This window comes from Mycobacteroides immunogenum (assembly GCF_001605725.1).
GTDB lineage: Bacteria > Actinomycetota > Actinomycetes > Mycobacteriales > Mycobacteriaceae > Mycobacterium > Mycobacterium immunogenum.
Window position 1 is genome coordinate 163,478 of the sequence record NZ_CP011530.1, and the last position, 14,253, is coordinate 177,730.

The following is a 14,253-nucleotide window of genomic DNA, read 5'->3' on the forward strand; positions in this document are numbered from 1 at the left end:
TCATGGTCGATCGGTCACACGGATATGAGGCCGCCGCCGCCGAATTTATGAAGGTTCGGTCACCCAGCATCGGAGTAGCGCGGGTTCAGGACTGGGCCAACGCGTTACCGCGGGGTGCCGCTGTCCTTGATCTGGGCTGTGGGCCCGGTGTCCCGATCACCGAAGTGTTGGTGGGCGCGGGACTTGGTGTGTACGGCATCGATGCGGCGCCGTCTCTCGTCCGGGAGTTTCGGCGCAACCTGCCCACCACACCGGTTGTGTGCGAGGCGGTCCAAGACTCGACGTTCTTCGACCGGACTTTCGATGGGATCCTGGCTTGGGGCCTCATGTTTCTGCTGACAGTTCAGGACCAGCGTCGCCTGATTCAGCGGATCGCTGAGGCGTTGGTGCCTGGCGGCCGACTGCTTTTCACCTCGTCGGCGCACATCGCATCCGGTACCGACGTGTTGACTGGATTGGAATCGCGATCCCTCGGTGCCGACGAGTATCGGCAGCGGTTGGCCGCGGTCGGGATCTCAGTCGCTCATGAATATGTAGACGAGGGTGGCAACCACTACTTCGACGCCGTCAAGGGACCGGCGGCGCACCGGCCAGGATCAGCCACGACGCGGTGAGTACACCTCATGACCTGTGGCATCGCGGTCAGGTCATTGGCACAGTGTGATCGGGATCGCAAGGGTCTAACTTTACTTTTCTCGCCGAACCGTAAGCGGTAGCATCGCGGCATGTCCGAACACTTTGACGTGCTCATTGTCGGCGCAGGTATCTCCGGAATCAGTGCCGCCTGGCACATCCAGGATCGCTGCCCGTCCAAGACCTACGCGGTGCTTGAGGCCCGCGACGACATGGGTGGCACCTGGAACCTGTTCAAGTATCCCGGCATCCGGTCCGACTCGGACATGTACACACTGGGGTTCCGTTTCTCTCCATGGAATGACAGCCGGACCCTGGCCGACGGTCCGTCGATCCTTGACTACGTACACAAGACGGCGGCCAACGCGGGTATCGACGGGCACATCCGCTACCGGCAGAAGGTGGTCGGCGCGGCCTGGAACACCGAAACTCAGCAGTGGACGGTCCAGGTGGATCACGATGGCAAGACCGTCGAGTACACGTGTTCCTTCCTGTTCTGCTGCAGCGGTTACTACGACTACGACCAGGGCTACTCACCAGAGTTTCCGGGGGTGGCGGACTTCAAGGGCACCGTGGTGCACCCACAACACTGGCCCGAGGATCTGGATTACCAGGGCAAGAAGGTCGTGGTTATCGGTTCCGGTGCCACTGCGGTCACGCTGGTTCCTGCGATGGCGCCCAACGCCGGCCACATCACCATGTTGCAGCGCTCGCCCACATACATCATGTCGCTGCCCAACGAGAACCCGATCATCAATGGGCTGCGAAAGATCCTGCCGCCCAAGGTTGCTTACCCGATCGCGCGCTGGATCAACATCGGCCAATTGATCTTCAGCTACCAGGCCAGCCGCAAGTTCCCGCGCGCCGCGCGCCGGCTGATCATGGCGCAGGCCAAGCTTCAGCTGCCCAAGGGTTTCGACTACCAGACCCACTTCGGCCCCAAGTACAACCCGTGGGACGAACGTCTGTGTGTGGTGCCCAATGGCGACCTGTACAAAGCGATTCGCAAGGGTGAGGCCGATATCGTCACCGATCACATCGAGACGTTCGACGAAACCGGCATCAAGCTGAAGTCGGGCAAGCACCTCGACGCCGACATCATCATCACGGCGACGGGTCTGAATCTGAAGTTCTTCAGCGGTGTCATCCCGACTGTCGACGGCGAGCCGGTGGACCTGCCCGCGCAGACCGTTTACAAGGGTGCGATGCTCACCGGCGTTCCGAACATGGCATTCACCATTGGCTACACCAACGCCTCGTGGACCCTCAAGGCCGACCTGGTCTCGGAGTATGTGGGCCGACTGCTGAACTACATGGACGAGAACGGTTATGTCACAGCAGTTCCGGAGCTGGCGGATGAGACTCTGGAGAAGCAGCCGTTCATGGACTTCACCCCGGGGTACGTGTTGCGCGCGCTGGATGAATTGCCCAAACAGGGCGACAAGCACCCGTGGCGTTTGAAGCAGAACTACGCCTACGACATCGGGATGATGCGTCGCAGCCGGGTCACCGAAGGCATGCGCTTCGGCAGGAAGAAGGTGGCAGCAGAGCCTGCCGCCGAGCGGGCAGCCGTCAATAGCTGAGCATTTCTCCAGAACGGCCGGGTGTCACGACATGGCACCCGGCCGTTTCGTCAAAGCTACTTCTGTTCTGGTGCTGTGTGATTCGCGCTCGCGGCGATCAGGGCCGAAAGCATTGGTTGCATGGGCAGCAGCGGTCGTGCCGCGGTCAGCAGCCGCGCCGTCCAGTCGATCGTCGACGACGGGTCCTTGATGCTGTCGAGAGCGACTCCCTGACCTACCGCGACGCACAGGCGGGCGAGGTCCCGCACGCTTTGTTCGGGCAGCCCGCGATCTTCATCGAGCTGCGCGATCATGTCGGCAACGTGCTGGAGCATGGTCTTGTCGCGGTCGGCCAGCTCATCGTTGAGCGCGGAATTATGCCGGGCGACGAGCGCGAGCTCTATCTTCAGCAGGGCCCAGCCGGTTTCGCTGAGGGACTGCTCAATCCACGCCTGAAACCTTTCTAGGCGGTCTGCCGGAGAATCCTCGGCGAGTGATTGGCGGTAGCTCTGCATAACTTGCTCGGTGTGGCGATCGATGACCTCTAGCGCCAGCGCCTCTTTACTCGGAAAGTTGGAGTACACCGCGCCACGGCTGTAGCCCGCGTCTTCAGCCACCTGCTCATTCGATGTCGCCGCGAAGCCATGCTGTAGGTAGAGCCGGGTCGCGGACTCCACGAGGCGGGCCTTTGTCTGCGCCTGAGCCTCAGAGCGCGTCAATCGTTTGGCCACGACCACGGAGTCTATGCGGTCGGCTCCGCGTGAAAGGACTGCGATGTACGGTCGATCGATGATCCGCTGGGAGGGTTCGGTGTGACCGAACTGCTGGCCGATATCGACGGCGGGGTAGCGACACTCACGCTGCATGGACCGGCGACGCGTAATTCCTTCACCGCCGAGTTGGGACGCCAACTCGGTGCCGCTTATCGCCTCTTCGATGATGACCCGGCCGTTCGGGTTATCGTGCTCACCGGCACCGCGCCCGCGTTCTGCAGTGGCGCGCAGATCTCTCCCGACGCGGAAACATTCGCTGCCCCAACCAATCCGGACTTCTCGGCGTCGCCCGTGCGGCCCACCGCGTTTGAGCTGAGGACCCCCGTTATCGCGGCGGTGAATGGGCATGCGATCGGTATCGGGATGACGCTGGCCCTGCACGCCGACATCCGCATCCTCGCTGAGGAAGGGCGTTACGCGATACCGCAGGTGCGCTTGGGAATGGCGCCGGATGCCATGGCGCATTGGACGCTACCCAGGCTGGTCGGTACGGCGGTCGCGGCGGAACTACTGCTCACCGGCACGAGCTTCTCGGCTCGGCGGGCTGTCGAAACCGGCTTGGCCAACCGTTGCTTACCCGCCGATGAGGTGCTGGGTGCTGCGCTGGAGCTGGCTCGCGATATAGCGGCCAATGTGGCACCCGAGTCTGCGGCGCTCACCAAGCGGTTGCTCTGGGACACGCAGATGACCGGCATGCCTCCCGACGCGGTGGCGTCCCGAGAAACGGAGGACCACCTGCGGCTCATGGGCTCAAGGGACGCGACCGAGGGACCGCGTGCGTTCGTGCAAGGCCGCACACCGCGCTGGAGCGGTCTGGGATAGACGCACCTGCGGCCGGGGGTTGAAGGATGGCCCAGGGCCGCCTAGTCTATTTCTGGTTACGCACCGTATCCAGATAGCCGGAATGGGCGAGCAGAGGAGCGCATCGTGGGTCGACACCACCTCCCCGCTGTCGTGGACGACGAGCCGGGGTTGCCGTCCCTTGCCGGCCGGAGCGCCGATGTCGACTGGGACCGGGAGCGCGCCGGGACAATACGCGCCGCGATCGAGCCCGATCGCGATCTCCCGATGCCGCCGCCCTGGTTCAGGGGCTGACGGGTCCTAGCAGCCGGTTCAGGTAGTCGCCGCTGAACGTGCCCTCGGGATCCATGCGGGCACGGATGTTCTGGAATGTGCGCCATTCGGGGTACCGCTCACTCAATTGCCCGGCCGTCAACGTGTGCCGCTTGCCCCAATGCGGCCGCCCGCCCAACCCGATCAGGACGGGCTCAAGGTCGCGGAAGTACGGCTCCCACGCTCCGTGAATTGTTTGATGTACAGCCAGATATACGCTCTCGCGCCCGTAGGCAGGCGCCAGCAGCGCGTCATCGGCCTGGGTAAAACGAACCTCCAGTGGGAAGGCCACCAGATGCCGATTTCGCTCGATTGTGGCCAGCGCGGTCTCGATTGCTTCATGGGCATTGGCCAGTGGGAGTGAGTACTCCATCTCGGTGAACTTCACCTTGCGGGGGCTGGCGAACACCGCCGCGCTCTCATCCTGAGACTCGTTGGAACCAGCAAGGGCGGCAACAAATTTGGATATATGTGGGGCGGCGGTGGGCAGCCGCCCGGCCGTCCACATCAGTGCGCCGAGCGCACCGTTCTCCACCAAGTCGCGTTCCACCCAGTGCTTGAGCGGATTGCGTGGCCACGGCGCCGCGTCGGTGCGGGTCGACTGCAGCAGCAGCACCCGGCGTGTGTGCGGAAACAGATACAACTCAAGGTGATCGGTATCGGCCAGCAGTGTGGGTAGCTCGGCGAGCACGCTGTCCAGATCCTGCACGGACTGACGGCGGTGCAGCCGGAAGGCCGGAACGCATTGCAAGGTGAACTCGGTGACCACGCCGAGTGCGCCGAGCGAAATGCGAGCGGCGCGCAGCTCATCTCCGCCATTGATCTCGTGAATGGTTCCGTCGGCAGCCATGATTCGCATGGACAGGACTGTCTGTGAAACGTTGCCGAATTTCAGTCCGGTCCCGTGTGTGCCGGTGGCCGCGGCCCCTGCCAGTGTCTGCACGTCGATATCGCCGAGGTTGGGTAGCGCCAGCCCGTGCCGCAACAACTTGCGGTTCAGGTCGTGCAGGCTGATTCCTGCCTGCACGCGTACTCGATCCTGATCGTCCACCGAGATCAGTTGGCGCAGTTCGGAGATATCAATCTGTACATCGTTGGTGACACAGAGCTGGGTGAAGGAATGGGAGGAGCCGATCGGCCGCACGGTGCGCCCCGCCGAACGTTTCAGGGCGAATGCCAGTTCCTCTTCCGACCGAGCACGCGCCACCATTGCTGGGGCGCAAGATGTTTGGCCGCTCCAATTGCGCCATTCGCTCACAGGAACATCATTCCCTCGCCGCGATAGGTGGAAACCGACCCGGCGTGCTGGCCGTGCTCGACAAGCTGCAATTCGGTGAAATGCTCGCAGAGCTCACCGGCCTTGGCGTGCCGGAACCACACCACGTCGCCGATCTGTAGCGCTCGCGCGCCGCGCAGGGGAGTCTGCACTTCGCCGGCGCCCTCGGAGGCCTCGAAGGATAAACCCGTGGGCCACGAGGGAACCGGAACGCGGCTCGCACCCGCCGGGCCACTGGCGATGTATCCGCCGCCCAGCACCGTGGCCAGGTCCGGCGCGGGTTTACGAACCACCGGAAGCGCGAACGCGGCGGCGGGATCCAGCCGCAGGCTGCGGTAATGATCGAACAGTGCGGGTGCGAAGAAGCCTGACCCGGCGGCCAATTCAGTGGCGAAGCCCAACCCGGCGATACGGGCGAGGCTGCCGGTGCCGCCGGCGTTCACCAACTCCAATGGCGGTGCGCCCGCGGCCCGTAGCCGCGCGGACACCGCGTCCAAGATCCTGGGCAGGCGCTCGCCGAGTTCGCGAAGGGAAGAGGCCTGCATTCCACGAACCGCCAACTGGTACCACGGATTTCCCGGCACAATATCGCCCACGCCGGCGATCTGCCCGTCGTAGGCCATCACTGCCGCGAGTCGCAGACCCGGGGTCGCGCACACCAGGTCGGTCAGGGCTGCCGCCTGCTCCGGAGTGCGCACGGGTGATCGCTTCGGTCCCAGATGCATCGGGCCGCCGAGAGGTCGCCAACCCGCATCGATATCCAGGCATACCGGGATGGGGGCGTTCGTCTCACGCGCGATGTCCGCCAATAGACGCACGTGGTCGGCCGAATCGATCAAAGGCCGGATGACAGAGCGGTGACGGGCCGCGGTGGCCAGGGCCCCGCGGTCGACACTGGGATAGGCGATCAGCAAGTCCTCGACACCGGCGTCGGCCAGATGCACGGCCTCTGCCGGGGTGAATGCCAGGACCCCCTGAAAACCCGGTATCTCCAAAAACTTCCGGATCAGCGCGGTACTGCGTATCGACTTACTGGCAACCCTGATGGGTAGCCCGGATGCGGCTTCTACCAACGCCGCGGCATTGGATCGCGCCGCATCCATGTCCACCGCGGCCAGCGGCACGGGTGCCCCCCGCAGCGCCTCGGCCAGCCGCCGCACCGACATCAGGCAGGAACCACGACAACGCCGTCATGGTCGGCGTAGCAGATAGCGCCCGGTGTGAAGTCGATGCCGCCGAAGCTCACGACGACATCGCGTTCGCCGGCGCCGGTCTTGTGACCCTTGCGGGGATTGGTGCCCAGGGCCTTGATACCGATGTCCATGGTCGCCAGCTCCGCACTGTCCCGGACGACGCCGTTGATCACCAGGCCCGACCAGCCACTGTCGACGGCGATCCCGGCGATCACGTCGCCGACCAGCGCGCAATGTAACGAGCCGCCGCCGTCGATGACCAGCACTCCACCTGAACTAGGCTCGGACAGAACGGATTTGAGCAGTGCATTGTCATGGTGACAACGCACCGTGGTGATGACCCCGGCGAATACCGGCCGCGCTCCGTACTGGGTGAGCTGCAGATCGCAGCTGGCCATGTCGATGCCGAGCTCGTCTCCCAGGTCGGCGGTCGGTCGGGGGGTGATCGGTGCGGTCGTCATACCCCGAGTTTATTGCCCGGTGTGGCCGCCGTTGGAGGCCACCGCCTAGGCAATCTGACCGGACCGATCACTCCGATTCGACGGCGTCTTCACGTCCGCGCCGGCGACGCAGCAGCACCAGGGCCAGGACCGCGACTGCAGCGCCGATTATGACCTTCAGGTTCGGGGATTGCCGGCCCTGTTCGGGCGCGGGGCCGGGGATCGGCGGCGGAGCGGAGTCGACGGTGGATTTGGCCTGCGCGGCGGCCTCGCGCGCGGCGGCCGCGAGATCCGGCTGCGCGGGCTCGGGAAGGGGCGCCGGCGCGGGAGCTTCCGGCTTGGGTGCCGGTGCGACAGGTTTGGGAGCCGGAGTCGGAGCCGGAGCCTGGGCGGCTGGCGCCGGCTCGGACGCGGGCGGCGCAGGCTTGGCAGCCTCGGCGGTCTTAGGAGCTTCGGGTGCCGGTGCCTTGACGGGCGGCTTGGGTGCTGCGGGCGGCTTCGGGGCAGCCTCCGCTGGGGATGCGGCCTTGGGGCCAGACTTGGGCGGCGCCGATGACCCGGCGGGCCGCTTGGCAGGCGCACGTTTGGCAGCCGGACGCTTGGCGGCCTTCGCCGGGCGGGCCGGAGGCGCGGGCTTCGGTGCCTCGCCGCTGGCTGCCTTCTCCGGTGTTTGGTTGGGCTCGTTGGCCGAATTGTCCTGGTCCGCCATGCGCCTGCTCCTTCGCAAGTTTCGGTCGTCCTGGGTGTTCGTGGCGCGCTCTCGGCCACGATGGGCGGCTCACACCCGAATCTCTGCCGCCCCGCCGCTGTCCATCATGCCGTTACGGCGCAAAAAGGCCAGTCGAGCCCCCAGCCGCTCACGACTGACGGCGCTGAGTCCAAAACAGCGCGGCGCCTACCGAGACCACTACGGCCACCACGAACGGCCACATAGGTAGGTCCCCATCGGTGGAATCGGCGGACGGCGTAGGTGCCGCGGATGTGGCTCCCGATGGCTGCTGCGATACCGCAGGTGCGCCCGCGGCGGCCGGCGCGCCAGAGCCGGTGATGGTGAATGGCCACGACCCGTCGACCGGGTGACCGTCTTCGGAGATCACCCGGTAGTTGATCGTGTACTTCCCGGCGGGGGCGTCCGGCTTCATCCCGACAGAAATCACTGCGCCCGAAACCACGGGATCGCCCGACTGCCACGGATCGGTCTTGCTGTCCGGGCCGATGATGGTCATCGCGGAGAAGCGCTTCTGTAGCGGTTCGTTGAAGGTGGCGCTGACCTGCACCGGTGGTCCCGAAAGTACAGCGTTCTCGGCGGGATCGGACGAGACCTTGACCGCGTGTGCCGAGGCTACTGCCGGGAGTGCCAGGCCGAGGGTCAGCGCGATGAACGCCGCAACCAACGCCGAGGCCGATTTCCGTAGCACTGTCATCACTGTTGCTTCCGCCTATTCGTCACAGCAAGCACGAGGGCGACGGCGCCGAGGATCAGCCCGATCCCGCCGAACCAGCGTGCCGTCTTGTCTGGGTGAGCACCGCTTGCGCCGGACTCATGGGTGGCCGAAACCTGGGGTGAGTGAGCCGAGTGGCCGTCGTGATCGGCCTTGCCCTCAGTCAAGTCCAGTGTGGGCGCCGGGTGCTCAGGTTCGGCACCACCGGGCTGCGACTGCTGATTCCACGTGACCACCTGGCCGTCGGCGTAAGTCTGAGTAGCCGGGAACGTCACCGAATCGGTATCGGGCAACTTGACGCGCACCCGGAACAACGCGAACTGGTCGGGCCCGATCCCATTGCCGGCCACGGCCTTCCATGTCACCGACCGCACGGTGCCCTTCGCGGTATCCCGATCGACCGCGCTGGTCCAGCCCGGCAACAGCTCGGTGCTCGCCGAACCGACGTCCGGCAGCCGAACGGTCAGCTCGGTGGTCAGCGCTTTGGTCTGAGACTCGTTCGGGACCGAGAACTCCAGCGTCGCGTAGCCGCCACGTGCGGTGTTGTCAGTGGTCACCCGCACGTGCGCGGAGGCCGGAATGGCCAGCGCGACGAGGGCGGTGGCCGCCGCGGCCGACGCCGCGATCACCCGGGGAAACGCGCGCATGGATTACCTCACTCCCAGTCGTGCGAGCAGATCGGCGTCGATGCCGTCGAGCTCGCGGGCTATCGCGGCATGCGCCGCACGCCGGCGGGTCGGCGGCATGTGCTCGGAAGCTCCGACGGCCGTGCCCAGTTCCTCGAGCCGCGCCCGGACTGTTGACGTGAACTTCTTGGTCTCGGCGTCCTTCGGGGCTCGATCGAGCACGGCCTGCAGCGACTGCTCGGCGCCCGCGATGCGGGCGGACAGCTCCGCGCCGAACCCCGAATACTGGCCGAGCTCAGCCAGCGGAATGCCGAGACGATCGGCGCGGCGTTGATCCAGGACCCCGCGAACCGCGATCGCCGCCTTGTAGAGCACCGGCAACAGCACCGGGGCCAGCAGCCGTACCACCGTCAGCGTGCGCTTGATGCGGGTGGGTGAGAGCAGCTTGCCCTCACGTACCGCCCTGAGCTGGTCTTGGGCGATTTGCCGCTGTGCCTTCAACGTCGCCAGCTCGGTCTTGCGTGCGTCGCGCCGGGCGGCGGACTCGGAGCGCGCTTGCACGCGCATCCGTCGCCGGTCATTGCGCGCCGCCAACCTGGCTTCGAGCTTGGCCTTTGCCTTCAGGGCGCGCGCCTCGGCGCGCTTGGTCGAGCGGCTCTTGCGGCTGGTGAGAAAACCCATCCCAGCGGCCTCCGTTCATCGCGTTGCGAGTGTGGCGCTAACCCTAGCGCGCCGATCCGCGTCGGCCCCGTGCGGATAGGACCTCGTATTCAGGTGGTCGTGGCGTGCACTGCAAAGGTTCCCGCCGCCCCTCAGCGAATTCCTGACGGCGATCATTCGGGTGGTCCATGAGGAACATGAGGTGAAAGACCCCACAATCTGTGATAGACATTTGACCTCCGAGCAAATTCCCGGCATGCTGTTCGCCGTGGGGCGACATCGAGCAAATCCGAGCAGGAGAAGCCAGCGGCTGAAGCGTGCCTCCGCACGCGCGGCCGTGGTGACCGTGCTCAGCTCTGGGACCCTGATGGGCGGATTCGGAGTCTTCGCCATCACAACGCCGGCGGCGGATGCCAAGCCGGGCGGCGGATCGGGCAACGATCACGACCACGATCACGGCCTGGGTGGTGCCCTGCACAAGCTGACCGGCGGCCTGCTGGGCGGAGGCGGCGGTAACGGTGGCCCGGGCAGCGGCGGAAGCCGCAATGCTCCGTCGTCCCCGAGTTTCGGTAAGAGCCTGCATGGCTCCGGATCGGACAGCGCGGCGGCCAGCAGCAGCGATTCCGCCAAGAGCGACAAAGACAAAGACAAAGACAAGAGCCCCGGGGCAAACGTCCCGAAGCCCGGATCTGTCGGCTCCACCGGCAAGACGTCCGACGGCCCGGCAGGTAGTGCGGGTTCAGGTACCAATACCGCGGGTACCCCGGCTGGTTCGACGGGCGGGGGAATCGGGGGCGTGGGAGTAACGCTGCCGCACTCGGGTGGCTCTGCCGGAGTGCATACTCCGACCGCCGAAGGTGCTGGCGCTACGGAAAACTCCAGTGCCACGGGCACTCACACCGAAGAACGCCCCTCCTTGAAGGGTGCGCTCGGCTCGGTGGCCGGTGCGCTGTCACCCAAGACGGAGACCGCGACGACGCCGAAGACCGAAACGGCTACCTCGCCGCACACGTCCACGGCGCCGGGCGCAACGGCCGATACCCCCACCACCGGCACCACGCATACCGAACATGAGGCAGCTTCCGAGGAGCCCAAGGTTCCCGGCGTCACGGTCAACATGGGCGGGCGCACCATCATCATCTGGAAGAAGAAGCCCAGTACCTCGACACACACTCCGGGTTCGGGCACCGGCACGAATCCCGAGCATGAGTCCGAGGGTGGCCGTGATCCTGGGGCAAGCCTTCCGGGGAATGTTCTTGAGGGTTCGGGTTCGGGTTCGGGTTCGGGTTCAGGCCATGAGCATGGATCTTCGGGCACCGGAACGAATTCCGGGCACGGATCCGAGAGCGACCACGATCATGGGATCAATCTGCCGGGATTCCCTGGCCTCGGCGGTTCTACCAACCCGAACGCCCCATTCGGCGGTGCCGCGGGAACGCAGAACACGGGCGGAAACCCCAGCATCCACACGGGTCCTGTCGCGCCGCCGGTGGCGCCCATGCCGAAGTCTCCCGCTGTCGCGATCGCTACACCCCCCGCGCCGCCGGTCATCGCGCCGCTGGCGCCGGTTGTGCCTCCGACGCCCCCGGTTGTCACCGTGAAGCAGGCCGAGGCCGGCCGTGGCGGCGACGCCGTGGTCACTGCGGGTGGTACCAAGCAGCCCGAGGCCGTCACCAAGCCGATCCAGCAGTTCGTCGCGGCAGAGACCATCGCGCCGCGCACCGGCTACACCGACTACCTGCGTCTGACGAAGACATCCGAGATCGCCGCGGTGGCCATTCCGGGCGCTGCCGGCATCGCGATGATGACGTTTGTGGGAGCCGCGCTGGGCTATCGGCAAGCCAAGGCCGGGCATACCGTGCGCGCCTCCGCCGCCGCCCGCTTCCTGGAGTAGGGGAGAATCGACACAGCACCCCATGAGGGGTCTGTCCGGGAAGGCACACCGTGAGGGGAGAGGCACATGGGCGCAGGCCGTCGTGTGACCGACGCCGTCAACGCGGTGCTTGATCTTGCCCCACGCAAGGGCGAGGTGACGTTGACAGCTCTCGTGGAGGCTGTCGGACGGGACCGGGACCGGTCCATCGAGATCATCTCAGCCGACCTGCCTCCCGGCGTGTGCGGTCAATGGCGCCAATACGAGAACGAAGACATCTTCATCATTCAGCGCGGGCTGCCCACCTGGGACCGCACCCTTGCCCATGAACTCGGACATGTGGTGTTGCGGCACGAGGGTATTTCGGTAGTCGAAATGGCAAGGGATGAAGCAGAATTCGCTAGTGATGATCTGATCGCCTACATGCTGTCGCAGCGCACCGGGTGCATGGGTGCCGCAGGCATGGAGGCTGAGCAGGAAGCCGAGGATTTCGCGGCACTGCTGCTGTACCGGCTGGGCCGACTGCCCTCGGATCGCGCATCCATCGTTCAGGTGAGGCTCGGGGAGGCCTTTGGGTGATCGCCTGGGTGATTGCCGGGCTGCTGGGTATGGCGACGGGCTTGCGCATCGGGTGGGTGCTCGTCCACAAACAATCCCCGGTGAGTACCGGAATGATTGTCGCGCTCGGAAGCTTGGCGCTGGTGTCGGCGCTGAACTGGGAGCCGTTGACGATACTGGTGGACAGCTCGGTGGGTTGGCCCAACATCTCGGTCGCACTGAGCCAGGCCGCGCTGACGGCTTGTGCGGCGGGCAGCTGCGTGATGATCACCAGTATGTCTGCCAACCGCACCGCGGCGGCCAACAAGCGCTGGGCGCGCTGGCAGTACCTGGCCGCGACCGTCATCGGCGGCGCCAGCCTCGCGGTGTTCTTCTATCGCGGTCGGCAGCCGGAGATGACCCCGCGCGAGTTCCTGCGGCGCGATCTTGGCGGATTCGCTTCCGGCACGGCGTGGTTGGTGCCGATGTTGTACATCGCGGTGGCGTTGTCGGTGGTGCTGTGGGCCGGCATGGCCTACTCGAATCGCACCCGCCGGGGTCGCGCCCTATTCCTCTTCACCGTCGGAATCAGCCTGCTGGTGCTGGCCGTGCTGGTGGTCGCCGGGGTCGCGGTGGCCAAGTCCGAATACGTAACCATTGGCACCGCGGCCACATTGATCGGGTGCGCGATGGCCATGGTGGCGGTGGGTTCGCTGCTGCCGACCTTTGAGACCTGGTTGGTGGCCCGGCGCGAGATGTTCGTGCTGGCCCCGTTGTACAAGGACCTGAAGAAACGTCAGCCGGATGCCGCGATCGGAGTGCGGCCCCGGGGACCACTGGCTTTCCAGGTGGCCGACCGCATGGCGTACATCTCCGACGCGCTGTTCCTGGAAGCGATGCATGCCCAGGGCCTCGATCCAGAATCCGAGGGCGAAGGCGATATCGAGCTGGGCGTGGAACCGGTCAAGCTTGACGTGCTGCCTACGGCGCAAGCGCACGCGGTAGTGAAATGGGTTCTCACTGAGGGCGATCCGAAGGAAAACTTCCCGGGCCCCGAATGGCTGCACCAGCCCGACGGATACTCCGATCGTGAGTGGATTCTCGCGATCGCTACCGAGTACCGCAGGCTGGTGCGTGCTGAACGTCGTTCTTAAGTTGTCAGGGCCGTCCCCCTTGCGCGTTCCCCGCCGGCTCGACGAGCGGTGAACGCCAAACTGGCCGGTCCTTTCCCCGAGTGGACCGGCCAGACAAGCGATGGACTAGCTGTCGAGACCCTCTTTACGGCGGTACTCGTCGACGGTCTGGGTGATGCGATCCTGCGCCTCGACGGACAGCCCCACGGTGCGGGCCGCGATCCGGCGGACACCCTCGTCGCGCATGTTCGCGAGCCAGGTCAGTTCCTGGTCGAGCTTCTCGTAGTACTCGTCATCGGTGAAGTACGCCGGCTTGATCCGGAAAAAGTTCGCGAGAGCCTTCATGGTCGCCGACGAAGGGTTCGTGCGGTTACCCGAGCGCAGCTGCGACAGGTACGGCGCGGACATGGTGATGCCCTCGGAACGCAGGGCTGCGATCACCTCGGCAGAGGTGTGGGGGCCACGCCCGGGGGGATACACGGTGTCGAACAACCGATTCAGACGGGCGGTGAACGTGGTGCTCATCGAGCCTTACCTCCACAAACAGATAAAGTTGCTAATTCGGGGGACGTATTTGCTGCCCATCGTAACCTTAGTTTTGCCTGTAGCCAAGCGCAACCGTCAAGTTTGGCTACGGTGGACACGGTGTTCGGTTATCCAAACCTGCTAGCTCAGGAACAATTGTGCAGCGTCCAATATTCAGGACGATCTGGGAATCTTCGTTCTCAGGCAAATGATTGATAAATCCCCAGCGCGACGGCGCTGAGGCTCCCGCGCGGGCTCCGCTCAGAGATCGCATTCGTTTCCTAAGTCCGCACGGTTGGGTGCCCGACTGTATAACCTGCTGAGTTGCTACTCGCACCAAGACCGCACTTCCTGCGCGCACGCCTCGTTGACCTGGCACGATGTCATGCTCGTGACGATAACCGCAGCTGGCGTTTATGGTGTGAATCGCCGCGCATAGGTAACGTTTTAATAATGGAACGGTGACC

At 65.2% G+C, this 14,253-nt stretch carries 15 protein-coding genes and 2 pseudogenes; 8 read left to right on the plus strand and 9 right to left on the minus strand.

What is annotated here, in order from left to right:
- Window positions 1–2 precede the first annotated feature (2 nt).
- A complete protein-coding gene (locus tag ABG82_RS00805; RefSeq protein ID WP_043077447.1) occupies window positions 3–614 on the plus strand; it encodes a class I SAM-dependent methyltransferase in 612 nt (203 codons plus the stop codon).
- 111 nt (window positions 615–725) lie between these two features.
- The gene (locus ABG82_RS00810; protein ID WP_043077446.1) at window positions 726–2,216 is read left to right on the plus strand and encodes a flavin-containing monooxygenase; all 1,491 of its coding nucleotides are present in this window, start codon (window positions 726–728) and stop codon (window positions 2,214–2,216) included.
- A gap of 56 nt (window positions 2,217–2,272) precedes the next feature.
- On the opposite strand, the gene ABG82_RS00815 is transcribed toward ABG82_RS00810, so the two are convergent.
- Complete coding sequence (locus tag ABG82_RS00815; protein WP_157847526.1) at window positions 2,273–2,926, minus strand: TetR/AcrR family transcriptional regulator; 654 nt, start codon at window positions 2,924–2,926, stop codon at window positions 2,273–2,275.
- 81 nt (window positions 2,927–3,007) lie between these two features.
- Here ABG82_RS00815 and ABG82_RS00820 point away from each other — a divergent pair, with 81 nt between their 5' ends.
- Together ABG82_RS00820 and ABG82_RS28105 are read left to right on the plus strand one after the other, a co-directional pair.
- Window positions 3,008–3,790: an enoyl-CoA hydratase/isomerase family protein gene (locus ABG82_RS00820; protein ID WP_043077445.1), complete on the plus strand. Its 783-nt coding sequence runs from the start codon at window positions 3,008–3,010 to the stop codon at window positions 3,788–3,790.
- A 105-nt stretch (window positions 3,791–3,895) separates the two neighbouring features.
- Window positions 3,896–4,063 carry a hypothetical protein gene (locus tag ABG82_RS28105; protein ID WP_155772763.1) on the plus strand — a complete coding sequence of 56 codons (168 nt, stop codon included), beginning with the start codon at window positions 3,896–3,898 and terminating at the stop codon, window positions 4,061–4,063.
- Here the strand turns inward: ABG82_RS28105 and ABG82_RS00825 are convergent.
- The 7 genes from ABG82_RS00825 to ABG82_RS00855 all read right to left on the minus strand — a co-directional run bounded on the left by ABG82_RS00825 (window position 4,053) and on the right by ABG82_RS00855 (window position 9,739).
- Window positions 4,053–5,339, minus strand: a complete 1,287-nt coding sequence (locus tag ABG82_RS00825; RefSeq protein WP_078343394.1) for a D-arabinono-1,4-lactone oxidase — start codon at window positions 5,337–5,339, stop codon at window positions 4,053–4,055. The two genes, ABG82_RS28105 and ABG82_RS00825, sit on opposite strands and share 11 nt — an antisense overlap.
- The gene (locus ABG82_RS00830; RefSeq protein ID WP_043077443.1) at window positions 5,336–6,523 is read right to left on the minus strand and encodes an amino acid deaminase/aldolase; all 1,188 of its coding nucleotides are present in this window, start codon (window positions 6,521–6,523) and stop codon (window positions 5,336–5,338) included. Before ABG82_RS00830 ends, ABG82_RS00825 begins: the two co-directional genes overlap by 4 nt.
- Window positions 6,523–7,011: a ribonuclease E activity regulator RraA gene (rraA, locus tag ABG82_RS00835; protein WP_043077442.1), complete on the minus strand. Its 489-nt coding sequence runs from the start codon at window positions 7,009–7,011 to the stop codon at window positions 6,523–6,525. Before rraA ends, ABG82_RS00830 begins: the two co-directional genes overlap by 1 nt.
- Window positions 7,012–7,078: 67 nt before the next feature.
- Window positions 7,079–7,699 (minus strand): hypothetical protein, encoded by a 621-nt coding sequence (locus tag ABG82_RS00840; RefSeq protein ID WP_043077441.1) that lies wholly within the window; start codon window positions 7,697–7,699, stop codon window positions 7,079–7,081.
- A gap of 148 nt (window positions 7,700–7,847) precedes the next feature.
- Window positions 7,848–8,414 carry a copper resistance CopC family protein gene (locus ABG82_RS00845; RefSeq protein WP_043077440.1) on the minus strand — a complete coding sequence of 189 codons (567 nt, stop codon included), beginning with the start codon at window positions 8,412–8,414 and terminating at the stop codon, window positions 7,848–7,850.
- Window positions 8,414–9,079: a YcnI family copper-binding membrane protein gene (locus tag ABG82_RS00850; RefSeq protein ID WP_043077439.1), complete on the minus strand. Its 666-nt coding sequence runs from the start codon at window positions 9,077–9,079 to the stop codon at window positions 8,414–8,416. Before ABG82_RS00850 ends, ABG82_RS00845 begins: the two co-directional genes overlap by 1 nt.
- 3 nt (window positions 9,080–9,082) lie before the next feature.
- A complete protein-coding gene (locus ABG82_RS00855; RefSeq protein WP_043077438.1) occupies window positions 9,083–9,739 on the minus strand; it encodes a DUF6474 family protein in 657 nt (218 codons plus the stop codon).
- A 316-nt stretch (window positions 9,740–10,055) separates the two neighbouring features.
- Here ABG82_RS00855 and ABG82_RS29290 point away from each other — a divergent pair.
- The 4 genes and pseudogenes from ABG82_RS29290 to ABG82_RS00870 all read left to right on the plus strand — a co-directional run.
- Window positions 10,056–10,937: pseudogene (locus tag ABG82_RS29290) on the plus strand (hypothetical protein); the annotation flags it as partial.
- A 129-nt stretch (window positions 10,938–11,066) separates the two neighbouring features.
- Window positions 11,067–11,612 (plus strand): annotated as a pseudogene (locus tag ABG82_RS29295) (hypothetical protein); the annotation flags it as partial.
- A gap of 66 nt (window positions 11,613–11,678) precedes the next feature.
- Window positions 11,679–12,170 (plus strand): M48 family metalloprotease, encoded by a 492-nt coding sequence (locus ABG82_RS00865; RefSeq protein WP_043077437.1) that lies wholly within the window; start codon window positions 11,679–11,681, stop codon window positions 12,168–12,170.
- Window positions 12,167–13,282 carry a hypothetical protein gene (locus tag ABG82_RS00870; protein ID WP_043077436.1) on the plus strand — a complete coding sequence of 372 codons (1,116 nt, stop codon included), beginning with the start codon at window positions 12,167–12,169 and terminating at the stop codon, window positions 13,280–13,282. The genes ABG82_RS00865 and ABG82_RS00870 overlap by 4 nt, the downstream gene beginning before the upstream one ends.
- A 105-nt stretch (window positions 13,283–13,387) precedes the next feature.
- On the opposite strand, the gene ABG82_RS00875 is transcribed toward ABG82_RS00870, so the two are convergent.
- Window positions 13,388–13,786 (minus strand): secretion protein EspR, encoded by a 399-nt coding sequence (locus ABG82_RS00875; RefSeq protein WP_005062824.1) that lies wholly within the window; start codon window positions 13,784–13,786, stop codon window positions 13,388–13,390.
- Between the last annotated feature and the right edge of the window lie 467 nt (window positions 13,787–14,253).

What these genes read in the sequence shown, in the direction of transcription:
- ABG82_RS00805 (WP_043077447.1), top strand. Translation starts at nt 3, where the DNA reads ATGGTCGATCGGTCACACGGATATGAGGCCGCCGCCGCCGAATTTATG.
- ABG82_RS00810 (WP_043077446.1), top strand. Translation starts at nt 726, where the DNA reads ATGTCCGAACACTTTGACGTGCTCATTGTCGGCGCAGGTATCTCCGGA.
- ABG82_RS00830 (WP_043077443.1), bottom strand. Translation starts at nt 6,523, where the DNA reads ATGTCGGTGCGGCGGCTGGCCGAGGCGCTGCGGGGGGCACCCGTGCCG.
- rraA (WP_043077442.1), bottom strand. Translation starts at nt 7,011, where the DNA reads ATGACGACCGCACCGATCACCCCCCGACCGACCGCCGACCTGGGAGAC.
- ABG82_RS00840 (WP_043077441.1), bottom strand. Translation starts at nt 7,699, where the DNA reads ATGGCGGACCAGGACAATTCGGCCAACGAGCCCAACCAAACACCGGAG.
- ABG82_RS00845 (WP_043077440.1), bottom strand. Translation starts at nt 8,414, where the DNA reads ATGACAGTGCTACGGAAATCGGCCTCGGCGTTGGTTGCGGCGTTCATC.
- ABG82_RS00850 (WP_043077439.1), bottom strand. Translation starts at nt 9,079, where the DNA reads ATGCGCGCGTTTCCCCGGGTGATCGCGGCGTCGGCCGCGGCGGCCACC.
- ABG82_RS00855 (WP_043077438.1), bottom strand. Translation starts at nt 9,739, where the DNA reads ATGGGTTTTCTCACCAGCCGCAAGAGCCGCTCGACCAAGCGCGCCGAG.
- ABG82_RS00865 (WP_043077437.1), top strand. Translation starts at nt 11,679, where the DNA reads ATGGGCGCAGGCCGTCGTGTGACCGACGCCGTCAACGCGGTGCTTGAT.
- ABG82_RS00875 (WP_005062824.1), bottom strand. Translation starts at nt 13,786, where the DNA reads ATGAGCACCACGTTCACCGCCCGTCTGAATCGGTTGTTCGACACCGTG.